The sequence below is a fragment of the Leifsonia sp. GW821-FHT13C05 genome (genome assembly GCF_058806515.1).
The window spans coordinates 138,143-160,547 of the sequence record NZ_JBXAPT010000001.1; the positions used below are offsets into that span (position 1 = coordinate 138,143).

General features: G+C 69.8%; 20 protein-coding genes. 12 read left to right on the plus strand and 8 right to left on the minus strand.

Going from position 1 to position 22,405, the window contains the following annotated elements; all coding sequences use genetic code 11:
- The first annotated feature begins 24 nt into the window (after positions 1-24).
- The 3 genes from AC1ROC_RS00645 to AC1ROC_RS00655 all read left to right on the plus strand — a co-directional run bounded on the left by AC1ROC_RS00645 (position 25) and on the right by AC1ROC_RS00655 (position 4,472).
- Entirely contained in the window at positions 25-3,516 is a 3,492-nt protein-coding gene (locus AC1ROC_RS00645; RefSeq protein WP_492997455.1) for a TM0106 family RecB-like putative nuclease, read from the plus strand.
- A gap of 61 nt (positions 3,517-3,577) precedes the next feature.
- Positions 3,578-3,985 carry a helix-turn-helix transcriptional regulator gene (locus tag AC1ROC_RS00650; protein WP_085368077.1) on the plus strand — a complete coding sequence of 136 codons (408 nt, stop codon included), beginning with the start codon at positions 3,578-3,580 and terminating at the stop codon, positions 3,983-3,985.
- A gap of 67 nt (positions 3,986-4,052) precedes the next feature.
- A complete protein-coding gene (locus tag AC1ROC_RS00655) occupies positions 4,053-4,472 on the plus strand; it encodes a VOC family protein (protein ID WP_085368075.1) in 420 nt (139 codons plus the stop codon).
- A gap of 51 nt (positions 4,473-4,523) precedes the next feature.
- On the opposite strand, the gene AC1ROC_RS00660 is transcribed toward AC1ROC_RS00655, so the two are convergent.
- Positions 4,524-5,087 carry a hypothetical protein gene (locus AC1ROC_RS00660; protein WP_492997458.1) on the minus strand — a complete coding sequence of 188 codons (564 nt, stop codon included), beginning with the start codon at positions 5,085-5,087 and terminating at the stop codon, positions 4,524-4,526.
- Between the two features lie 133 nt (positions 5,088-5,220).
- Between AC1ROC_RS00660 and AC1ROC_RS00665 the strand changes: the two genes are divergently transcribed.
- Genes AC1ROC_RS00665 through AC1ROC_RS00675 form a run of 3 tightly spaced genes read left to right on the plus strand, consistent with a single transcriptional unit; the run spans position 5,221 to position 7,855 of the window.
- Positions 5,221-6,168, plus strand: a complete 948-nt coding sequence (locus AC1ROC_RS00665; RefSeq protein ID WP_492997460.1) for a MetQ/NlpA family ABC transporter substrate-binding protein — start codon at positions 5,221-5,223, stop codon at positions 6,166-6,168.
- A gap of 5 nt (positions 6,169-6,173) precedes the next feature.
- Positions 6,174-7,199: a methionine ABC transporter ATP-binding protein gene (locus AC1ROC_RS00670; RefSeq protein ID WP_492997461.1), complete on the plus strand. Its 1,026-nt coding sequence runs from the start codon at positions 6,174-6,176 to the stop codon at positions 7,197-7,199.
- Positions 7,196-7,855 (plus strand): methionine ABC transporter permease, encoded by a 660-nt coding sequence (locus AC1ROC_RS00675; protein WP_085368068.1) that lies wholly within the window; start codon positions 7,196-7,198, stop codon positions 7,853-7,855. The genes AC1ROC_RS00670 and AC1ROC_RS00675 overlap by 4 nt, the downstream gene beginning before the upstream one ends.
- A gap of 7 nt (positions 7,856-7,862) precedes the next feature.
- On the opposite strand, the gene AC1ROC_RS00680 is transcribed toward AC1ROC_RS00675, so the two are convergent.
- Positions 7,863-9,146 (minus strand): citrate synthase, encoded by a 1,284-nt coding sequence (locus AC1ROC_RS00680; protein WP_492997463.1) that lies wholly within the window; start codon positions 9,144-9,146, stop codon positions 7,863-7,865.
- An 81-nt stretch (positions 9,147-9,227) separates the two neighbouring features.
- Here AC1ROC_RS00680 and AC1ROC_RS00685 point away from each other — a divergent pair, with 81 nt between their 5' ends.
- Positions 9,228-10,403, plus strand: a complete 1,176-nt coding sequence (locus tag AC1ROC_RS00685; protein ID WP_492997465.1) for a citrate/2-methylcitrate synthase — start codon at positions 9,228-9,230, stop codon at positions 10,401-10,403.
- Between the two features lie 46 nt (positions 10,404-10,449).
- The gene (locus AC1ROC_RS00690; protein WP_085368064.1) at positions 10,450-11,106 is read left to right on the plus strand and encodes a putative glycolipid-binding domain-containing protein; all 657 of its coding nucleotides are present in this window, start codon (positions 10,450-10,452) and stop codon (positions 11,104-11,106) included.
- Between the two features lie 35 nt (positions 11,107-11,141).
- Here AC1ROC_RS00690 and AC1ROC_RS00695 read toward each other — a convergent pair whose 3' ends face one another.
- Both AC1ROC_RS00695 and AC1ROC_RS00700 read right to left on the minus strand, forming a co-directional pair.
- The gene (locus AC1ROC_RS00695) at positions 11,142-12,407 is read right to left on the minus strand and encodes an MFS transporter (protein ID WP_492998891.1); all 1,266 of its coding nucleotides are present in this window, start codon (positions 12,405-12,407) and stop codon (positions 11,142-11,144) included.
- A 137-nt stretch (positions 12,408-12,544) separates the two neighbouring features.
- On the minus strand, positions 12,545-12,973 hold the full coding sequence (locus AC1ROC_RS00700) for a hypothetical protein (RefSeq protein WP_085368060.1): 429 nt from the start codon (positions 12,971-12,973) through the stop codon (positions 12,545-12,547).
- A 98-nt stretch (positions 12,974-13,071) separates the two neighbouring features.
- On the opposite strand from AC1ROC_RS00700, the gene AC1ROC_RS00705 reads away from it, so the two are divergent.
- Positions 13,072-14,589: a bifunctional phosphatase PAP2/diacylglycerol kinase family protein gene (locus AC1ROC_RS00705; RefSeq protein WP_247597092.1), complete on the plus strand. Its 1,518-nt coding sequence runs from the start codon at positions 13,072-13,074 to the stop codon at positions 14,587-14,589.
- On the opposite strand, the gene AC1ROC_RS00710 is transcribed toward AC1ROC_RS00705, so the two are convergent.
- The 3 genes from AC1ROC_RS00710 to AC1ROC_RS00720 form a co-directional block, all read right to left on the minus strand.
- On the minus strand, positions 14,576-17,038 hold the full coding sequence (locus AC1ROC_RS00710) for an ATP-dependent DNA ligase (protein WP_085368057.1): 2,463 nt from the start codon (positions 17,036-17,038) through the stop codon (positions 14,576-14,578). The genes AC1ROC_RS00705 and AC1ROC_RS00710 overlap by 14 nt on opposite strands.
- 64 nt (positions 17,039-17,102) lie before the next feature.
- On the minus strand, positions 17,103-17,297 hold the full coding sequence (locus AC1ROC_RS00715) for a hypothetical protein (protein WP_492997472.1): 195 nt from the start codon (positions 17,295-17,297) through the stop codon (positions 17,103-17,105).
- An 8-nt stretch (positions 17,298-17,305) separates the two neighbouring features.
- Positions 17,306-18,022 carry a hypothetical protein gene (locus AC1ROC_RS00720; RefSeq protein WP_492997475.1) on the minus strand — a complete coding sequence of 239 codons (717 nt, stop codon included), beginning with the start codon at positions 18,020-18,022 and terminating at the stop codon, positions 17,306-17,308.
- 169 nt (positions 18,023-18,191) lie between these two features.
- On the opposite strand from AC1ROC_RS00720, the gene AC1ROC_RS00725 reads away from it, so the two are divergent.
- The 3 genes from AC1ROC_RS00725 to AC1ROC_RS00735 are packed head-to-tail and all read left to right on the plus strand — an operon-like array spanning position 18,192 to position 20,782.
- Complete coding sequence (locus AC1ROC_RS00725) at positions 18,192-18,791, plus strand: DUF1349 domain-containing protein (protein ID WP_168689669.1); 600 nt, start codon at positions 18,192-18,194, stop codon at positions 18,789-18,791.
- A gap of 54 nt (positions 18,792-18,845) precedes the next feature.
- On the plus strand, positions 18,846-19,820 hold the full coding sequence (gene ku / locus AC1ROC_RS00730) for a non-homologous end joining protein Ku (RefSeq protein WP_168689668.1): 975 nt from the start codon (positions 18,846-18,848) through the stop codon (positions 19,818-19,820).
- Entirely contained in the window at positions 19,817-20,782 is a 966-nt protein-coding gene (locus AC1ROC_RS00735; protein ID WP_492997478.1) for a DNA topoisomerase IB, read from the plus strand. Before ku ends, AC1ROC_RS00735 begins: the two co-directional genes overlap by 4 nt.
- Here the strand turns inward: AC1ROC_RS00735 and AC1ROC_RS00740 are convergent.
- Complete coding sequence (locus tag AC1ROC_RS00740; RefSeq protein WP_168690880.1) at positions 20,779-22,209, minus strand: MFS transporter; 1,431 nt, start codon at positions 22,207-22,209, stop codon at positions 20,779-20,781. The two genes, AC1ROC_RS00735 and AC1ROC_RS00740, sit on opposite strands and share 4 nt — an antisense overlap.
- Between the last annotated feature and the right edge of the window lie 196 nt (positions 22,210-22,405).

Genomic DNA, 22,405 nt, shown 5'->3' on the forward strand with positions numbered 1-22,405 from the left:
TCGGCGTCGCCGGAAGGAGCGGACGTGTTCCTTCTGGACGGGGTCATCGTCACGAGCGCCAGCGACCTGACCGAGGCGTCGAAGTGCGAGTTCGCCTTCCTGCGCACGCTCGACGTGAAGCTCGGTCGCATCGAGAAGACCGACGAGGTCGAAGACCCGATGTACGTGCGGTCGTCACGGCTGGGGGATGAGCACGAGCAGCACATCCTGGAGCGTTACCGCGAGCGGTTCGGCACAGGGGTGGCCGAGATCGAGCGTCCGGATCGCCTCGACGCCGACAGTCTCGCCGCCGCGGTCGCCGCGACGGCCGACGCCTTCGCCCGCTCGGCCGAAGTGGTGTTCCAGGCCACCTTCTTCGACGGCTCGTTCGTGGGGTTCGCCGACTTCATCGTCCGCCGCCCGGACGGCCGCTACCGGGTGCAGGACTCCAAGCTCGCCCGTAGCGCCAGGGTCACCGCGCTGCTGCAGCTCGCCGCATACGCCGGCCAGTTGCGGCGCATCGGGGTCGACGTGGAGGACACGGTCGAGCTGCTGCTCGGCGACGGCTCCGTCAGCGAGCACAGGGTGTCCGAAATCGAGCCCGTCTACCGCAAGCGGCGCGCCCGCCTGCTCTGGATCATCGAGCAGCACCTCGCCGAGGAGGGTCCGGTCGCCTGGGGAGACCCGCGCTTCACCGTCTGCGGGCGCTGCGACACCTGCGACGCCGAGATCCAGGCCACCAGGGACGTGCTGCTGGTCGCCGGGATGCGCGTCACCCAGCGGGCGAGGCTGTTCGAGGCCGGGGTGTTCACGATCGACCAGCTCGCAGCATCCACCGGCCAGATCGACGGGGTGCCGGAGGGAACGCTCGACGGTCTGCGCGAGCAGGCGCGCCTGCAACGGGATGCCGTCGAGGGCGAGCCGCCGCCGATCCGGGTCTTCAACGCGCCGGTCCTCGCCGTGCTGCCGCATCCGGATGCGGGCGACATCTTCTTCGATTTCGAGGGCGACCCGCTCTACACCGAGGGCGCGGGGGAGCGCTGGAACCTCGACTACCTGTTCGGGCTGGTCGACGAGAACGCCGAGTTCACCGCGTTCTGGGCGCACGACTTCGCCGCGGAGCGGGTGGCGCTCGAAGCGTTCCTCGCGTTCGTGCGCGAGCGGAGGCAGCGCTACCCGAACCTGCACATCTACCACTACGCCGCATACGAGCAGACGCACCTGCTTGCCCTCGCCGCCCGGCACGGCGTCGGCGAGGAGGAGGTCGACGCCCTGCTCCGCGACAACGTGATGGTCGACCTTTACCCTCTGGTGCGCAAGGCGGTGCGGGTCGGTTCCCGCTCCTACTCGATCAAGAAGCTGGAACCGCTCTACATGGGCGACGAGCTGCGCGAGAGCGACGTGACGAACGGCGCGGACTCGATCACCCAGTACGCCAACGCGCGCGACCTCATCGCGGTCGGCCGCGAAGACGAGGCGCAGCCCATCCTGGATGCGATCGGCGACTACAACAGGTACGACTGCGTGTCGACGCTGCGGCTCCGCGACTGGTTGATCGCGCGGGCGCAGGAGAACGGCGTCCCGATCGGCCAGGCGCCGGTCGACGATCTCGAGATCGCTCCCGAGGAGTCCCCGCTGCGTGCCGGGCTGCTCGCCTACGCCGGCGATCCGCTCGACCCGCACCGCACGCCGGACAGGGAGGCGATGGCGCTGGCGGCAGCGGCGATCGACTTCCACCGCAGGGAGCAGAAGAGTTTCTGGCAGTCCCATTTCTCCCGGCTCATCCAGCCGGTGGAGGAGTGGGCGGACAACCGGGATGTGCTGGTGGTCGAGTCCGCACAGGTGCTGCGCGACTGGTACCAGGACGAGGGCCAGCGCGTCGAACGCCGGGAGCTGCTGCTGAGCGGCAGGTGGGGGCCGGGGAGCGCCATCCGGGTCAGCGAGCGCACCGGGCCGTTCCTGCTCTACGAATACCCCGGTCCGTTCCGCCAGCCGCGCTCCCAGCCGGGCGCGCGGGCGGTGCGGTCTGTCGCCGTGATCGCGGCGACGGACGACGGCGCCGTGGTGGTGCGGGAGACCCTGCCGAAAGACGTGCTGCCGTACGACGACCTGCCGAACGCGCTGACGCCCGCCGGGCCTCCGGATGCGCGCCGCCTGGCCGAGGCGATCCGCGAGTGGGGGAGCGACCTGCTGGAGGCGCGGCGCGCGGGGGATGCTGCTGACGCATCCGGCGCTGACGGGTGGCCGCGCAACGCGATGGTCGACGTGCTGCGGCGTACGCCACCGCGCACCCGCTCCGGACGCCTCGCCCCCGAAGGGCCGGACGACGGCAGCGGGCGCATCGACGCCGTCATCGCGAGCCTTCTCGACCTCGACCGCTCCTACCTCGCCGTGCAGGGGCCTCCCGGCACCGGCAAGTCGTATCTCGGGGCGCACGTGATCGCCGGCCTCGTCCAGCGGCACGGCTGGCGCATCGGCGTCGTGGCGCAGTCGCACGCCGTCGTCGAGAACCTGCTCGACCGCGTCGTCGCGGCCGGGCTGGATGCGCGGCTCGTCGGCAAGGTCCCCGGCGGCGACAGCGACAGGGAAGCGCACGCCTTCACCCCGCTGGAGCACGACGGCCAGCTGCTGTTCGCCCTCGACAACGAGGCGACCGGCTACGTGGTCGGAGGTACGGCGTGGGACTTCGCGAACGCTGCCCGCATCCCGCGCGACAGCCTCGACCTGCTGGTGGTCGACGAGGCCGGGCAGTTCTCGCTCGCGTCCACCATCGGTGCAGGGGTGTCCGCGGCCAACCTGTTGCTGCTCGGCGACCCGCAGCAGCTTCCGCAGGTCAGCCAGGGCCAGCATCCCGAGCCCATCGACGGCTCCGCCCTCGGCTGGGTGAGCGACGGGCACGACGTGCTGCCGCCCGAGTTCGGGTACTTCCTCGCCGAGAGCAGGCGGATGCATCCCGAGCTGGCGGCCGCGGTGTCTCGGCTGTCCTACGAAGGCAAGCTGCACGCGCATCCGGAGGCGGCGCTTCGGTCGCTCGACGGGGTGAGGGCCGGGCTGCATCCTGTCCCGGTGGAGCACGTCGGCAATTCGACGGAATCGCCGGAGGAGGCGGCCGTGGTGGTCGCCATCGTGCAGGACGTGCTCGGGCGCGCGTGGACCGACCCGAGCGCAGGCAGGGAACGGGATGCGCTCGGCGAGGAGGACGTGATCGTCGTCACGCCGTACAACGCGCAGCTCGCCGCGGTGCGTGCGGCCCTCGACGATGCGGGGCTGGAGCGCGTGCGGGTCGGGACGGTGGACAAGTTCCAGGGCCAGGAGGCGGCCATCGCCATCGTCAGCCTCGCTGCGTCGTCGTCGGTGGACGTGCCGCGCGGGATGTCGTTCCTGCTCATGAAGAACCGGCTCAACGTGGCCGTGTCTCGCGCGAAATGGGCGGCGTACCTCGTCCACTCGCCCGAGCTGACCGAATACCTGCCGCACACACCAACCGGCCTCACCGAGCTGAGCGCGTTCATCCGGGTGGTCGAGCAGGACGCGTGAGCCGGTGGGCGGCGCGGGATCGGCCCGGACCGCTGTGCGGGCGCGGTGCTACGCTCGTGGCGTGTCACCGGAGGAGATCGAGACGCTCGTGCACCTGCGCAGGGCGCGCGACCTGATCGACCGCGAGTATGCGCGGCCGCTCGACGTGCCCACGATCGCCAGCAAGGCGCTCATGTCTCCCGCGCACTTCTCCCGCCGGTTCCGGGCTGCGTACGGCGAGACCCCGTACAGCTACCTGATGACCCGCCGCATCGAGCGCGCGATGGCGCTGCTCCGGTCCGGGATGAGCGTGACCGACGCCTGCATGACCGTCGGCTGTACGTCGCTCGGGTCGTTCAGCTCCAAATTCAGCGAGATCGTCGGGATGTCGCCCACCGCGTACCGCGCCCGCGAGCATCAGGCCGTCGAGGCGATGCCGTCGTGCGTGGCGAAGCAGCGCACCCGCCCCGTGAAGTCCGCCTCCGCCTGAGCCGCATCTCGCCTCATCGAGCAGGTTTGGAGAAGCGTCCGCGCGCCGGGATTTCTACAGTGGACCCATGACCGTTTCACTGCAGTACTACCAGATCACCGTCAGCGACCCCGAAGAGTCGCTCAGCTTCTACCGGGACGCCCTCGGGCTCGATGTCGTGCGCGACGTCGAGTCGGGCGGCCACCACTGGATCACCCTCGGCAGCGCCGACCAGCCGGGGTTGGAGATCGTGCTCTCCGACCCGTACGGCGGCCGGTCGAAAGCCGACGGCGACACCATCCTCGAACTGATCACCAAGGGCGTCCTGCAGAACATCGTGTTCCGCACCGACGACATCGACGGCGTGTTCGAGCGGGTCCGCGCATCCGGGGCCGAGGTGTTGCAGGAGCCCATCGACCAGCCGTGGGGTCCGCGGGACTGCGCGTTCCGCGACCCGTCCGGCAACATGGTGCGCATCCAGGCCGCCATGCAGCCGCAGAACGCCTGACCGGAAACGAGAAGCCAGTAACTGTGCGGAATCCGTGCGATTTCGCGACAGCTACTGGCTTTTCGCTGCCTCGGCCGGGTCGGCGGGGCCAGCAGCGCCGGCTGCACCGCCGGCCGCACCGCCGGCCGTAAGCGACGCGAGCAGCGCCGCCGGAGTCTCCGGGTCGGCGAGCGTCACCGCGAAATACTTATCCGCCGTCGTGCCGACCACGAGCGCCGGGCCCCGGCGCAGCACGATGGCCGAGCGCCCGGGCATCACCCGGTAGCCCCAGCCGCCCCACTGCGCGGGCCGCAGGTCGTCCTCGGCCGACACCGTCGCCACGCGCGACAGCGGGATGCTCTTCACGCGCATCCCGAACAGCAGCGGCAGCGTCACCCGCAGGCCGCGCCCGTCGACCGACACCCGGATGCGCGTGAAACCGCACAGCAGCACCACGCAGACCACGATGACCACCGTGCTGAACGCGGCCCCGGCGACGCGGGCGCCCTGGTCCTCGCCCGGACCGGCGTCGACCAGCAGCAGCGGGAGCACGCACACCACCCCGACGAGCACCAGGGCAGCGGCCGCCCAACCGAAGAGTCGAGCCGTCACCGTCTGGGACCAGGAATCTGACATTCCACCAGCCTACCCCACGCGGGCTGTCACATTTCGGAACACGGTTTGGGCATCCGGCGCACAGCAGGCAGGCTCGAATAGCCGTCAACCGTTCGCCGGCACACCCCCACCCCTTCACAAGAGAGGCACAGCCATGTCCGAGGCCACCCCGCCCACCCCATCCCTGCCGGAGAAGCCGAAGTCGAAGACCGGCTGGATCGTCGGCATCGGGATCGCTGTTGTCGCGATCGTCGTGGCCGTGGTGCTTGTCGTCGTGAACCTGTCGGCGCCCGCGTCGAGTGGTGCGGAGAAGCGCGTGAGCGTGAAGATCGGCACCACCGAGCAGGCCGCGCCGTACTGGCCGATCCTGAAGAAGGCGGCGGCGAAGGAGGGCATCGACATCACCGTCGTCGGCTTCCGCGACTACACGCAGGCCAACCCGGCGCTCGCGGACAAGCAGATCGACCTGAACCTGTTCCAGCACCTGCAGTTCCTCGCGAACTACGACGTGAGCGCGAACGCCACACTGGTCCCGATCGCCTCCACCCTGGTGGTTCCGCTCCCGCTGTACTCGAAGAAGTACACCTCGGTCGAGCAGATCCCGCAGGGCGCGAAGATCGCCATCCCGAACGACGCGACCAACCAGGCCCGCGCTCTCCTCGTGCTGCAGAAGGCCGGACTCCTGAAGCTGAAGAACGGCGGAAACACGCTCGCGACGCCCGCCGACATCGTCGCCTCCGACTCGAAGGTCTCCGTGATCCCGGTGGATGCGGCGCAGACGGCCCCCGCGCTCGACTCGGCCGACGGTGCGATCATCAACAACACGTTCGTCGGTCCGGCCGGGATCGACCCCAAGTCCGCGCTCTTCCAGGACGACCCCAAGAGCGACACCGCCGAGCCGTACATCAACGCGTTCGTCGCCCGTGAGGCGGACAAGAACAACAAGACGTACCTCAAGATCGCCGAGCTCTACCACACCAAGGCCGTCGAGGACTCGGTGCTGGCCGACTCGAAGAACACCGCGGTGATCGTCGACCGTCCGCAGTCCGACCTCATCGCCATCCTCGACAAGCTGAAGACCACCATCAAGGCGGCGAAGTAGCGCGGATGAGCCCCATCATCGAGTTCCGCGACGTCTCGAAGGCGTTCCGCTCCGGCGACACGACCGTCACGGCGGTCGACGGTGTCAGCCTCGCGATCGAGCGCGGTGAGATCTTCGGCATCATCGGATACTCGGGGGCGGGCAAGAGCACGCTGGTGCGCCTCATCAACGCGCTCGAGCGGGCGACGTCCGGCAGCATCCTGATCGACGGCCAGGACATCACGCAGCTTCCCGAACCGAAGCTGCGTGCTGTCCGGGCCGGGATCGGGATGATCTTCCAGCAGTTCAACCTGTTCCGGTCGCGCACGGTGTTCGGCAATGTCGCGTACCCGCTCAAGGTGGCCGGCTGGCCGAAGGAGAAGCGCAAACAGCGTGTCGCGGAGCTGCTGGCGTTCGTCGGACTCACCGACAAGGCGTGGGTCTACCCCGACCAGCTCTCCGGCGGCCAGAAGCAGCGCGTCGGCATCGCCCGCGCGCTCGCGACCAACCCGGCGATCCTGCTCGCCGACGAGTCCACGTCGGCGCTCGACCCGGAGACGACGGCCGACGTGCTGCGGCTGCTCAAGCGGGTCAACGACGAGTTGGGCGTCACCATCGTGGTCATCACGCACGAGATGGAGGTGGTCCGCTCGATCGCCGACCGCGTCGCCGTGCTCGACTCCGGCCGGGTGATCGAGACCGGCAGCGTGTTCGAGGTGTTCTCGGCCCCGCAGACTGGCACGGCGCAGCGCTTCGTCGGGACGGTCCTCAAGAACCGGCCGGACGAGACCGAGGTCGAGCGTCTGCGCGGCAAGCACGCCGGACGCATCGTCTCCGCGCGCATCCACGACGACGGGCGGCTGGGGGCCGTGCTGTCGGATGCGGTCGGCAGGCACAACGTGCGGTTCGAGATCGTCTACGGCGGCATCTCTGCGCTGCAGGGCCGCTCGTTCGGCAGCCTCACCCTGGAACTGATCGGCGACGACGCCGGGGTGGATGCGCTGATCGCCGACCTCCGCCAGGTCACCGAGGTGGAGGAGGTGGCGGCATGAACGACTGGGACACCCTGTGGCCGGTCTTCGTCCAGTCCATCGGGCAGACGCTCTGGATGGTCGTGGCGACGCTCGTCCTCGGCGGCATCCTGGGCCTCGCGCTCGGCGTGCTGCTCTACACGACCAGGCGCGGCGGGCTGCTGGAGAACCGGGTGCTCTCCGCGGTGCTGAACGTGGTGGTCAACTTCATCCGGCCCATCCCGTTCATCATCTTCATGACGGCGGTCGCGCCGCTGACGCAGCTGGTGCTCGGCACGTTCCTCGGAACTCCGGCGGCGATCTTCCCGATGACCATCGCGGCGACGTTCGGCATCTCCCGCATCGTCGAGCAGAACCTGGTGACGATCGACCCCGGCGTGATCGAGGCGGCACGCGCGATGGGCTCGAGCCCGTGGCGGATCATCACGACGCTGCTGATCCCCGAAGCGCTCGGCCCGCTCATCCTGGGATACACGTTCGTGTTCGTGGCGATCGTGGACCTGTCGGCCATCGCGGGCAGCATCGGCGGCGGCGGACTCGGAGACTTCGCGATCTCGTACGGATACCAGCGGTACAACTGGGCGGTGACGTGGATCGCGGTGATCACGATCGTGGTGCTGGTGCAGGCGGCGCAGTTCCTCGGGAACTGGCTGGCGCGGAAGGCGCTGCGGCGCTGAGGCGCGGTCAGCCGACGTAGCGGCCGACGGGGCGCAGGCGTAGCGGCGGCTGCTCGTACTCGTCCAGGGCGTGCACGACCCAGCCTATGGCGCGGGCGGTCGCGAAGACGACCTCGCCCGCGTCGTCGGCCATCCCGGATGCGATAGCCAGCGCGGCGATGGCCAGGTCGATGTTGGGGCGCAGCCCGGTGCGGCGGTGGACGATGGCGGCGACGTCGTCGACTGCTGCGGAGGCATCTGCGGCTGCGGTGGCGCCTGCGGCTGCCGAGGTGTCCCCGAGCATCCCGAGCAGGATGCGCGCCCGCGGGTCGCCCTGCGGGTAGAGGACGTGGCCGAACCCGGGGACGGGTCCGCGCCCGGCGACCACCGTGTCGGCGACCACGCGCTCGGCCGGTTCTCCGGCGACGACGCGGGCGAGCATCCGGTGGGCGGCACGGCTGGCGTTGCCGTGCAGGGGCGAGTCGAGGGCGCCGAGCCCGGCGGTGACGACCGCGTACGGGTTGGCGCGCGCCGACGCCGCGGCCCGGGCGGCGAGGGTGGAGACGGCGAGATCGTGGTCGAGGAGGAGCACGAGGGCGGCGTTCAGCGCGGCGAGCGACGTCGGCGGCGCGTCGGTCATGGCGGCCCAGAGACGCGCGGCCAGGGATGCGGCGGCGGGGTCCAGCGCGCCGCGGGCGGGCAGCGCATCCACCATCCCGGCCACCAACCCCTCTGCCGCCCCGACCACCGTGGCGCGGTCGAGGGAGTATCGCAGCGGGTCGGCGGCGGCCAGCGCCGTCACGGCCACCTGTTGCCGGTCCCGGGTGGTCGCGGAGTCCGGCAGTGCGTCGCCCACCCGGCGGGCGGCGGTCAGTCCGGCTGCGGCAGGGAACCGTGCGTCCGCATCCCATTCTCCGGTCAGCGCCCAGTGCGCGACGGTCTCGAACCGCTCGCCGACGAGCGTGGCGACGTTCCTGCCGCGATAGAACAGTTCGCCGTCCTCGATCAGCGCGAACGAGGTGTCCACCACCATGAGAGGGCGGCCGTCCGAGTGCCCGTGCGGACCGGCCACCGGCCGCCGCCTCCTGTCGGCCGCGAACCGTTCGACGTCGAGCGGGTCGAAGGTGGAGCCGTCCGGGGTCCGGATGCGGTCGAGCCGGCCGCGCGCCACGTACGCGTACAGGGTCTCGAGCTTCACGCCGAGCCGCTCGGCGGTCTGCTCCGCCGTGAGCCGGGGGAGCGCCGGGCCGAGCGTGCCGTCGTCGCCGAGTGCCCCGACGCTCTGGTGCGCCCCACCATCCTCGCGTTCCACGTCAGACGCCTCCTGCATGGCACTCCCCACATTGATCTAATCAACATTGACGCACCGAGAATCCATGCGCATGCTCATACTATGCAGAACGCACGGATGGACGACACCCTCATCGACGTTCCCCGCGGCCTCACGAACGTGGTCGCCGCGGAGACCGCCCTCGGCGATGTGCGCGGGCACGAAGGCTTCTACCACTACCGCCAGTACTCCGCGGTCGAGCTGGCCGCCGAGCGCAGCTTCGAGGAGGCCTGGCACCTGCTGCTGTTCGGCACGCTCCCGGATGCCGCAGAGCTCGCCGCCTTCCGCGCCCGCATCGCCGCCGCCCGCACCATCCCCGACGAGGTCGCGGAAGTGCTCCCCGCCATCGCGCGACTCACCGCCGGGACCCCGGACGCCCTCGCCGGCGTCCGCATGGCGCTCGCCGCCGTGGCCGCGGCCGACCGCATCCGGCCCCTGTACGACGAAGACGCCGACGCCCGCATCGCCGACGCGATCCGGGTCAGCGCCATCACGCCCGTGCTGCTCGCCGCCCTGCACGCGCTCGCGTCCGGCCGCACCCCGCTGCCCAGCCGCGACGATCTGGGGCACGTCGCCAACTACCTCTACCTCGTCACCGGACGGATCCCGGATGCGCGGAGCGAGCACGCGGTGAGCGCGTATATGACCGCGGCGATCGACCACGGCTTCAACGCATCGACGTTCACCGCGCGCGTCATCGCCTCCACGGGCGCCGACCTCGCCGCCGCCGTGACGGGCGCGATGGGCTCGCTGTCCGGACCCCTCCACGGCGGCGCGCCGAGCAGGGCGCTCGACACCCTCGACGAGATCGCCACCCCCGACCACATCGACGACTGGGTGACCAGCACCGTCGAGTCCGGTGGGCGCATCATGGGGTTCGGGCACGCCGTCTACCGCACGGAGGATCCACGTTCCCGGATGCTGCGCGGCATCGCCGACGGATTCGGCGGGCAGAGGGTGGCGTTCGCCGTGCAGGTGGAGCGCAGGGTGCAGGAGCTGCTGGACGAGCTGAAGCCGGGCAGGGAGCTGCACACCAATGTCGAGTTCTACGCGGCCGTGGTGATGGAGGCATGCGGCATCCCGCGCAACATGTTCACGCCCACGTTCGCGACGGCCCGCGTGGTCGGCTGGACGGCGCACATCCTGGAGCAGGCGGCCGAGGGCAAGATCGTGCGGCCGTCGTCCCGGTACGTCGGGCCGCCGGCGCCCGCGCCGCTGCCAGCGCAATCCGCGGCTTGAGCGCGGACCCAGGAAGGACCATCCTGGTACCGAGGCGGTGGTCGGGATGCGCGGAGCGGTCAGGCAGGTCGAGTGGGTCGGCGACGACGACCCCGAGCGGTTGGAGGCGGCCACGATCACGCTCGCGGCCGACCGGCTGGATGCGCTGGGCACGTCCCGCAGCACCGACTACGTCACGAGCTGGTCGCTGGAGACCGGGCCGGACTGGGTCACCAGCAGGCTCGACGTCGCCGTGTTCGGCCGCGGCTTCACCCGCCGTCTGGCGCTCGCCCGGGATGCGCACGGCCGCTGGACCAGCGAGGCGACCCAGGAGGGCATCGGCGTCTACCACGACGAGGAGCTGGCCGATCCCGGCATCGACGCCCGAGAGGCGGCGGACGGCGCATTCGACGGAGCGCTGGACTGCGACCTCGCGCTCTGCCCGGTGACGAACACCATGCCGATCCTGCGGCTCGGCGCGCACCGGGGCGCGGTCGCAGAGACCAGGTTCGTGATGGCGTGGGTGGCGCTGCCGTCGCTCGCGGTGAGCCGCAGCGAGCAGCTGTACAGCGCTACCCCGTACGACGAGGAGGCCGGCCATGCCGTCGTCCGCTACAGCAGTGAAAGCCGCGACTTCACTGCCGACCTCACGGTCGACCCGGACGGCATCGTGATCGACTACCCGCAACTCGCCCGGCGCATTCGGACTCGGACCCGCGCGTAGCGCCGCACAGGGCGAGCCACCGCGCAGCCCACCCCCTACGGCGTCGGCGCCAGCGCGTCGTACCGCCGGAACGCGCCCTGCACCCGCACCACCGTCGCTACCAGCACCATGATCACCAGCCCGCCGAGCAGGGGAGGGAACCACAGCGCGCCGGTGAGCGCGAGCAGTCCGATGTACAGGTCGCCGAGGCGTGGGCCGCCGGTGACGACCACCGTGAACACGCCCTGCAGCCTGCCGCGCATCGCATCCGGTGCCGACGCCTGCAGGATGGTCATGCGGAAGATCGAGCTGATGTTGTCGGCCGCGCCCGACCCGGCGAGCAGCAGGGCGGCGAGGATCAGCGCCGGGAGGTTCGCGTCGGCGAAGTTCTGGCCGCTGCCGCCGAGCCCGGCGAACGCGATCACCGCCAGCACGATCCCGAAGCCCAGGATGCACGCTCCGTAGACGATGATCGCGCGCGCGACCGCCCTGCCCTGCCAGCGCACATGTCCGAGCCGTCCGGAGAACACGCTCGAGAGGAGGGTGCCGACGGCGCCCGCCGCGGTCAGGATGCCGACCGTGACAGGGCCACCGCCGATCAGCAGGGCGCCGACGGCGGGGAAGAGGGCGCGCGGCTGGCCGAAGGTCATCGCGATCAGGTCGAGCCTGAACGTCATCGACAGGTTCGGCGCCGTCTTCAGGAAGCGCAGGCCGTCGAGCACGCCCGCGATGCCCGCGCGCTGCTGCTCGCCCTCCGGGACGATCTTCGGCAGGGTGAAGATGCCGAGGAACGCCGCCGTGAAGAGAACCACGTCGACCGTGTACGTCCAGCTGATGCCGACGCTCGCGACGAGGAGCCCGGCGAGGGCCGGGCCGATCGTGACCTGCACGCCGAAGCCGATGCCGCCGAGGGCGCTCGCCGCGGGGAGCAGCCTGGCGGGGAGGAGGCGCGGAGTGATGGCCTGCCTGGTGCCGCCGATGACCACCGTGGCGACGGCGTTGATGGTGGTGAGGACGTACAGCGGCCACACCACCTGGATGTCCAGCCAGGCGAACGCGGCGATGCCGGCCGTCGACACCCAGGCGACGATGGCGGTGACCAGTGCGACGAGGCGGCGGTCGAACGCGTCGGCGAGCACGCCGCCGTAGAGTCCGAACACGACCATCGGCAGCAGGGCGAACAGCGCGACCAGCGAGACGGCGAGCGTCGACTGGGTGAGGTCGTAGATGTGCAGGCCGACGGCGACGATGGTCATCTGGCCGCCGATGCCGGCGATCGAGCCGCCCACCCAGAGCCGGGCGAAGGCGGGGGACTCTTTCAGCGGCGAGAGGTCGACGAAGTGACGGCGGCGCGCGAGCGTCGTGCCGTCAAGCTCGGTCGGCCGTCCGGGTTCGGACGTGCGGGGAGCTGGGTGGTCCGCTTCGGAGCGGCCGGTGCGGGGGCCTGAAGGCTCGCCGCTCAGAACCGCGGCTTCTTGCTCAGCGCAACGGCAGCGGTGGAGAAGACGACGCCGGCGGCCATGATCATCACGGTCACACCCTGCAGGAGGGTCTGCCAGAACGGCTCGAACGGGGTGACGGACACCCAGAGCCAGAGCACAGCGCCGATGAGGGTGATGACGTAGCTGAAGGTCCTGTACGCGAACAGCGCGTTGAGCGAGACGACCGTGCCGGCCACGAACACCTGGAAGAGCGGGAGGAACGCGTCAGGGTCGCCGCTCCAGGTGAAGACCAGGCTGATCACGAAGAAGACCGCCGACACCAGTGCGACCAGCGTCGCGATGAGCTTGCCGACCGGGCCGGGCAGCACAGCGCTCAGGCTGCGGACGAGGCTGCCGTGCTCGTCGTCGAGGTCTGCGGTGCGTGGTTCTTCAACGTGTGTGCTCACGTCCACGATCCTAGCGCCGAGGGACCCCCAGCCAGAAAAACGGCACGGTTCGCGGCGAGGCTATGGTGGGGGACATGTGGCGAGTGCGAGTGCGACGCGTGGACGAACGAGTGGCGCAGCGGGTGAACGCGCGGAAGACCGGCAGGGGGGTCGACACCTTCTGGCGTCGCGTTTCCTCGGCGGCGAACCACGGCAAGCTCTGGTTCGTGGCCGCTGCGGTCCTCGCACTGCTCGGCCGCCCGCGTGCCGCTGTGCGCGGCCTGGCGTCGCTCGGCATCGCCAGCCTGGTCGCCAACCTGATCGGCAAACGGCTGGTCGGCGGGGAGCGGCCGGCGCTCACGTCCATCCCGATCAGCAGGCGGCTGCAGCGCACGCCGACGTCGCCGTCGTTCCCGTCCGGGCACACCGCCAGCGCGGTCGCCTTCGCCACCGGCGCTGCCCTCGAATCCCCGGTGGCCGGTGCGGCCCTCGCCCCGGTGGCCGCCGGCGTCGCATACTCGCGGCTGCACACCGGGGCGCACTGGTTCTCCGACGTGGTCGGCGGCGCGGCGATCGGCGCGGGCGTCGCCCTCGCGCTCAAGGCGGTCGTCCCTGCGCCGAAGCCCTCCGCGCTGCTCAACGCGGAACCGCCGACGGCCACGACCATCGACCTTCCAGCGCTCGCCGACGGGGACGGAGCGTTCATCCTGGTCAACCCCGGCTCCGGCCGCGGGCTCGGCCGCCCGGACCCCCGGCCGCTGCTCGCCGAGCGCCTCCCGAAGGCGACGGTGCACGAGCTGTCCGACGGCGACGATTTCGCCGAGCTGGTGGATGCGGCTCTCGCGTCCCCGAACCCGCCGCGCGTCATCGGCATCTACGGTGGGGACGGTTCCGTCGGCGCACTGGCGACGATCGCCCGGAAGCACGACCTCCCGCTGCTCGTGTTCCCCGGCGGCACGTTCAACCACTTCGCGAAGGCCGCGATGCTCGACAGTGTCGACACGGCCATCGACGCCCTGCAGACCGGAACCGGCAGGGCGGTCGACATCGCCGAGCTCCGCTTCGCTACCGGCGACCCCGTCGTCGTGCTCAACACGCTGTCCGTCGGCATCTACCCGTCGTTCGTGGAGGAGAGGGAGAAGTACGAGAAGCGCATCGGCAAGCCGCTGGCTGCGCTGGTCGCCGCCATCCGGGTCGTCCGCCGCACCAGTCCGCTGCGCGTGGAGATCGAGGGCGGACGCCGCACGATCTGGTCCGTCTTCGTCGGCGTCGGCCGCTACTACCCGGTCACCGCCGCCCCGATCGAGCGCAGGCGCCTCGACGACGGCGTGCTCGACGTGCGCGTACTGTTCGCCGGCGGTAAGCCGCGCACGCGCGGGACGGTCGCGCTGGCCCTCGGCGGCCGGGTGGACGCACTGGTCGCGCGCCTGCCGTTCCTGCAGGGCCCGCCGGTCCTGGACGCGTTCACCAGCACCGGCCTGACCATCCGCTCCCGCGACGACGACCCCGGATATGCGCACGACGGCGAGGCGTCGACGGAGACGCCAGGCGGCACGGACGACGACGGCGCGAAGCGCCTGAACGTCACCCTCGTGCCCGGCGGCCTCCGCGTCTACTCGCCGGTCACTCCACGTTGATGTCTTCGACGGACTTGTCCGGCCGCAGCCCGCGCCACGACGGCTGACGCAGCCTGGCCGTCGGCGTCCACTCGGCGAACTCCACCTCGCCGACGAGTTCGGGCCGCACCCAGTGCGCATCCCGGGCGTCGGCGGACGGCACATCGGTGAGCGGGCTGGTCTTCCGTGGATGCGCTGCCAGGCGTTTCGCGAGGTCGTCCAGCATCGCGTCGGTGAACCCGGTGCCGACCTTGCCGACGTAGCGCAACCCGTCGCCGTCCGGGATGCCGAGCAGCAGCGACCCGACGGTGTTCGCCCTCCGGCCGTTGCCCGGCTTCCACCCGGCGATCACGACCTCCTCCGTGCGGTGGTGCTTGATCTTGATCCAGGTGCGGGAGCGGCGGCCGGTGGCGTATGTTGCGTCGCGCTGCTTGGCCATGACGCCTTCGAGGTCGAGCTCCCTGCTCGCATCCACGGCGTGCCGGAGGTCGCCGTCGAACGCGGGCGGCACCTGCACGGGGTCGCCCTTCGGCGGGCGGAGGACGTCTTCGAGGGCAGCGCGACGCTCGTCGTACGTCTTGCCGCGGCAGTTCTCGCCGTCGAGTTCGAGGAGGTCGAAGACCATGTAATGCACGGGCGCCCTGCTGACAGCCGCATCCACGTCGGACGGCCTGGTGAGGCCCATCCTGGTCTGCAGCAGGCCGAAGTCGGGGCGGCCGGTCTTGTCGAGGGCGACGATCTCGCCGTCGAGCACCAGCTCGTGCCCGTCGGCGACCTCGGTGAGCGTGCGCAGCTCCGGATATGCGACGGTGACGTCGTTGCCGTTGCGGGTGCTCAGCCGGAGCGCATCGCCGCGCACCTCCGCGATGGCGCGGATGCCGTCCCACTTCATCTCGAACGCCCACTCGGACTCGTCGTGCACGTCCTTCTCGGAGCCGAGAGTGGCGAGCATGGGGGAGATGGGCTTGGCGGAGAGCCTGGCGGGTGTGGTGCGGTTAGGTGTGGTGCGGGTGGGCGCGTCGGCCTTGGCGGCCTTCGCGGGCTTGGTGCCCTGGCCTTTCGCCGCATCGTCTTTCATCAGGTGGATGAGCCAGTTCTGCTCCGCCTTGCCCGCCCCGCCGGTGTGGATGAGTGCGAACTTCCTGTCGCCGCCGAGCCCGCCGCCCTTCGTGCCGTGCAGGGTCACGATCACCTCGTCGTCGCGCCACTTCTCGAGGTCGTAGTCGCCCGCATCCCAGATCGTCACATGCCCTGCGCCGTACTCGCCGTGCGGGATATCGCCCTCGAACGCACCGTATTCGAGCGGGTGGTCCTCCACGTGCACGGCGAGATGGTTCTGTCCGGGATCGGTCGGCGGGCCCTTGGGAAGCGCCCAGCTGACCAGCACGCCGTCGTGCTCCAGGCGGAAGTCCCAGTGCAGGCGACGGGCGTGGTGCTCCTGGATCACGAACGTGCGCCCGCTGGTCGAGTGCTGCAGCTTCTCCGGAACAGGTTCCGGCGTCTTGGCGGCGTCGCGCTTGCTGCGGTAGGTCGTCAGCCTGTCCTCCGCCGCGCCGTGCACCTCCTCGTCGAGGTGCCCGGCGGACAGGTCGGCGAGCGGGTCGCCCCTCCGCTTCACGCGGGCGAGCGCCTCCGTGAAGTCGAGCTGGGCGAGGTCCTTCCGCGCGAGCTCCCGCCAGGTGCGGGGCGCCGCGACGGTCGGGCGGAACCGCCCGCGCAGCGAATACGGCGCGATCGTGGTCTTGGCCGCGTTGTTCTGGCTCCAGTCCACGAGCACCTTGCCGACCCGCAGCGCCTTCTTCATGTCGCTCACGACGAGGTCGGGATGGTCGGCTTCGAGCACCCGGGCGAGTTCGTGGGCGACGGCGGAGACCTGCTCGCTGGTCTGGCTGCCGTCGAGCGCCGCATACAGGTGGATGCCTTTGGACCCGCTGGTCACCGGCATCGGGTCGAGCCCCATGTCGGTGAGGATGCCGCGGGCGAGCACGGCGATCTCGGCACAGTCGGCGAGCGTGACCCCCTCGCCGGGATCCAGGTCGAGCACCAGCCTGTCCGGATTCTTCGGCGTGCCGTTCCTGGACACCCGCCACTGCGGCACGTGGATCTCCAGCGATGCGATCTGCGCCAGCCAGATCAGCGTCGCTCTGTCGTTGACCAGCGGATAGTCGTTGGAGTGGCTCTTGTGCGTGATCGTCCTCCGTTTGACCCACGACGGCGTCGACGACGCATCCAGGTTCTTCTGGAAGAACACCTCGCCGGGTTCATCCGGCGTCCCCACCCCGTGCACCCACCGCTTGCGGGTGACCACCCGATCCCGGATGTGCGGCAGCATGACCTCGGCGATGGCGTTGTAATACCCGATCACATCGGCCTTGGTGGTACCGGTCTCCGGGTACAGCACCTTGTCCAGATTGGTCAGCTTCAGCCGATGCCCATCGATCTCGACGGACTCGGTGTCAGTGGCGGCCATGCGCCAGATCGTACGCCGGGACGCGAGGCGCGTCACCTGGTGCGTCGCCGGCCGGGGGTGCGAACTACGGGTCTCTGCGGTCCGGATCCTGGACACCGGCCGCTCTGACGAGCATCCAAGTCGCCAGCCCCAGCATCGTTCCGGCGGCCAGCCAGAGCGCGGCGGCCAGAGACTGGGCCACCTGACTCAGGGCCGTGGCGCCGCCCGCTGCGATCAGGAAGCCCACTCCGAGGCCCCGGTATGTGCTGCTTTTCGTCACGGATACCCCTAGGAGTACGTGTTCGCGATGGCGACACAGGCCGTGGCGACACCGCTCCAGCCGCCGATGGCCGCGGCCAGGCAAACACCGCATCCCACTCCCAGGGTGACGGCGCAGGCGACTCCACAGGCCAGACTGAGGCCGGCCACGACCCACCCCGGGATGCCTTGATTGTTGAGGCACGTCGACAGGTTGCCCCACCAGTCGCCCTTCTTATAGGTGGCTCGGCTCAGCGGTGAGCCTCCCGCTTGGCCTTTCTCGGCCGTGACTACGCGATCGAGTGAGAGCGACCCGTCATTCCAGATCCGAACGGTCCCGGAGTCCTGCGAGACGGGGATGAACGACATCTCCACCGTCGTCGCGACTTCACCGCTGGCGTCGTAGAAAACGGTGAGCGCGGATTGACCCGTCGGGTTTTCGCGGGCAACGATCGGGATACGCACGATCTCGTGCCCGTCGACGGAGCGGAGACCGATGGCGCTCGCCGTGTCGAGCGGGTCGCCGCTTCGGCTGAGGTGTGATGCAGCGATCTCTCGCGCAAGGGTCGTGACGCGACCGTCGTCGAGGGCTGGCCAGTCGCTCACGGCGTGAGCTTCGGCGCTCAAACTGATGACGGCCTCTTTGCTGGCGGTCAGCACATCCGTTCTCGGAGTCCCGGGTGCAGCGGCAGCAGGCGGGGCGGCAAGTGTGACGGCGAGTACTGCTGCCGTCGCGGCCGCCAGCACAGTTGCACCTTTGCGAATTCTGTGTCTAATCATGCGGACAGCCTAAAAAGAGATCTAATATTAAACCACAACAAATGAAAAAGAATTCTAAAGTTCTACGCCCATCCCTCAACGGCACCGGACGGTGATTCTCGGGAGTCCCTCCCTGGCGTGCCATAGCCTTGAACACATGTCTTTCGTCGTCGAATCACTTCCCCCTCTCACCTGGAGCAACGGCACCGGCACCGCCGAGCAGGCGGGTCCCGGCCAGCTGACGCTGACCGCCGCCGCGGGCACCGACTGGACGAACAGTGCGCTCGGCGGGCCGCAGCAGCACGCCGCGACGTCGCTCGGGTTCGTGCCGACGGAGGACTTCACGCTGTCGGCCCGGGTGAGCGTGCAGCACCCGCGCAGCACGTTCGATGCGGGTGTGCTCGCCATCTGGGGCGACAAGGATCACTGGGCGAAACTCTGCTTCGAGTATTCGCCGCAGGGGGAGGCGATGGTCGTCTCCGTCGTCACCAACGGGTTCTCCGACGACTGCAACTCCACCGTCGTCACCGCCGACCACGTCTTCCTGCGGGTGGTCAAGACCGGCGCCGGATGGGCGTTCCACTCGTCGGCCGACGGGGTCACCTGGGATTTCGTCCGCGTCTTCCGGCTGGACTGGGACGGCGACGTGAACGTCGGGTTCATGGCGCAGGCTCCGCTCGGCGACACCTGCGTCGCGCGGTTCGACGCCATCCGGTACGCGAACACGGTGCCGGGCGACCTCAGAGACGGTTCGTAGGCCAAACCTCGATCACTGGTTGAAAATCGCGCCGTCCACGGTCACGATGGGGGCATGAGGGCCATATGGACGGGTGCGATCACTTTCGGGCTGGTCAACGTGCCGGTGAAGGTATACAGCGCGACCGAGGATCACGATGTCGCGCTGCACCAGGTGCACGACGCAGACGGCGGGCGCATCCGGTACAAGCGGGTGTGCGAGATCGACGGCAAGACGATCCCGTACGAGCACATCGCGAAAGCGTACGACGACGGGGAGCGCACCGTCGTGCTCACCCCCGACGACCTGGCGTCGCTGCCCGCTGAGCGCAGCAGGGAGATCGACGTGGTCGAGTTCGTGCCGAACGATCAGCTCGACCCGCTGATGTTCGACCGCAGCTACTACCTGGAACCGGACTCCAAGTCGCTGAAGGCGTACGCGCTGCTGCGGCGCACCCTCGAAGACTCGGAGCGCACCGCCATCGTCAACTTCGCGCTGCGGCAGAAGACCAGGCTCGGTGCGCTGCGGGTGCGCGGGGATGTGCTCGTGCTGCAGACCCTCCTGTGGAACGACGAGGTGCGCGAGGCGAGCTTCCCGTCGCTGGAGGACAGCCCGCGCATCACCCAGCGGGAGCTCGACCTGTCCGCCGCGCTGATGGAGAGCTTCGCCGGCGACTTTGAGCCGGAGAAGTTCAGCGACGAATATCAGGATGAGCTGCGGAAGCTGATCGAGGCGAAGCTCGAACAGGGCGACACGATCGACACGGCGGAGACGTTCGGCGAGCAGGAGGAGAAGAGCTCGGGCGGCGGTGAGGTGATCGACCTCATGGAGGCGCTGCAGCGCAGCGTCGAGCGCAGCAGAGGTTCGGGCAGTGGGAAGGGCTCCGGCGGGGAGAAGTCCGCGGCGAAGACGTCGACGGCGAAGAAGTCCGCCGCAGCGAAGTCCGGCGCGAAGTCCGCGAAATCGGCCACCGCGAAGTCCGCAGCGAAGTCCTCCGGCTCGGCGACCGCGGGCAAGACGGCGAAGACCGCCGCCAAGAAGCCCGCGTGACGCGCCTCCGCCGCAGCGACCCGTCCGGGCCCGGCTACCGCAGGATCAGCACGAAGAAGGCGCCGACGTACCAGGACGAGGCCGGCAACACGATCGTGGACGAGCGCGAGCTGGAGCGCATCCGGTCGCTGGTGATCCCGCCCGCCTGGCAGGACGTGTGGATCTCGCCGGACGCGCGGGGGCACATCCAGGCCGTCGGCTGCGACCAGGCCGGGCGGAAGCAGTACCTCTACCACGAGTCCTGGCGCCTGCATCAGGACAGGGTCAAGTTCGAGCGGGCGGCCCAGCTGGCCGAGACGCTGCCCGCCGCGCGCCGCCGCGTCACGATGGACCTGCGGCAGGAGGGCTTCGGCAGGGACCGGATCCTGGCGGCGGCGCTCAGGATCATCGACCTCGGCTCGCTCAGGATCGGCAGCGAGGAGTATCTGCACGCCAACGGCAGCAGGGGACTCACCACGCTGCTCTGCCGCCACGTCGCCATCGACGGGGACGACGTGACGCTGACGTTCCCGGCCAAGAGCGCGCAGAAGTGGACGAGCACGATCACCGATCCGGATGTGGCGGCTCTGCTCTCCGAGATCGTCGCGGCGCGCGGCCAGCGCTCGCGGCTGCTGTCCTGGAAGGACGGCACCTGGCACACGATCCGTCCCGCGTCGCTCAACGAGTACATCCGGCGGCAGACGCGCGGCGAGTTCACCGCGAAGGACTTCCGCACCCTGCACGGCACGATCACGGCGGCGGCGACGCTCGCCGGTCTCGGAACGGGCGGCACGGAGCGGGAGCGGACGAAGCGCATCACCGCGGCGGTCGCTGCGGCAGCGGACGCGCTCGGCAACACCCCGGCGATCGCGCGCAACAGCTACATCGACCCGCGCATCTTCGACCGCTACCGGCAGGGTGAGGTGATCGACCTGTCCAACGGCCGCGCACCGGAGCCCGCACTGCTGGAACTGCTCGCCTAGCGCTTCGGAGCGTCCTCCGTCGCGCCCTCCGACGCCTCCGACGACAGCGGAGCAGCGATGTCCTCCAGCGACTTGCCCTCCGCATCCACGCCGAGGAACAGCTCGACCAGCCCCGCCGCGATCATCAGCCCAGCGCCGATGTAGTACCCGATGGCCACCGCGTGCATGCCGTCCTCGATCAGGTGCCCGAACAGGATCGGGCCGATGATGCCGCCGAGGCCGGTGCCGACCGCGTAGAAGAACGCGATCGCCATCGCCCTGGTCTCCATCGGGAAGACCTCGCTGACGGTCAGGTATGCGCTGCTCGCGCCGGCGGAGGCGAAGAAGAACACCACCATCCAGCACGCCGTCAGCCAGAACGCGTCGAGGATGCCCGCGTCGAACATGAGGGCGGTGCCCACCAGCAGCACGCCGCTTCCGACGTAGGAGAGGGTGATCATGAAGCGGCGGCCCACCGAGTCGAAGAGGTGCCCGAGGAGGGCGGGGCCGAGGAAGTTGCCGATCGCGATGGGAACGAGCGCCCACGGGGCGACGTCGTCCGGCACCCCGAGCAGCTTCGTCAGCACGAGCGAGTATGTGAAGAACACGGCGTTGTAGAGGAACGCCTGACCGATGAACAGCGAGAGCCCGAGCACGAACCGCTTCGGGTAGCGGGTGATCGCAACGCGCACGATCTCGCCGAACCCGGTGGACCTGCGCTGCTTGATCCGGATGGCCTTGTCGGCGGGCACGGCGTCGAGGTGCTTCCCCGTGTCCTCCTCCACATCGTGCTCGATCTCGCCGACCAGCTTCTCCGCCGCCTCGTCGCGACCGTGGATGAACATCCAGCGCGGCGACTCCGGCACGTTGCGGCGGACCAGGAGGATCACCAGGCCGAGCACGGCGCCCAGGCCGAACGCGATGCGCCAGCCGATGTCAGCGGCGAAGATGTCGGTGTTCAGCAGGAAGACGGTGAGCACGGCGCCGAACGCCGTGCCGAGCCAGTACGAGCCGTTGATCGCGAGATCCACCAGGCCGCGGCGCCGGGCGGGGATGAGCTCGTCGATCGCCGAGTTGATGGCCGCGTACTCGCCGCCGATGCCCGCGCCGGTGAAGAAGCGGAACAGGAAGAACATCCACGGCGCGAAGGAGAACGCGGTGAGCACCGTCGCGAGCAGGTAGAGGCCGAGCGTGACGATGAACAGCTTCTTCCTGCCGAAGCGGTCGGTCAGATAGCCGAACACGAGCGAGCCGACGCAGGCGCCGGCGACGTAGATGGCGGCGGCGAGACCGATGTCGGCGGTGGACAGCCCGAGACCGCTGGACGGCTCGGTCAGGCGGGAGCCGATCGCGCCGACGATGGTCACCTCTAGCCCGTCGAGGATCCACACGGTGCCGAGACCGATCACCACGAGCCAGTGGAACTTCGACCAGGGAAGTCTGTCCATCCTCGCCGGGATGGTCGTTTCGATCGTCTTCAGCGACGGTTCCTGGGTATTCGATGTATGCGCGCTCACGTCGCGCACGATACGACGTGCATCCCGATCCCAGCAGGGGCTTGACAAATGGATGCATTGGAAGCGCTTTCCGACACGCCTAGCGTCTGGTTACCACCCTTGTCAACCCCTTGTTGGGGGTCAAGCC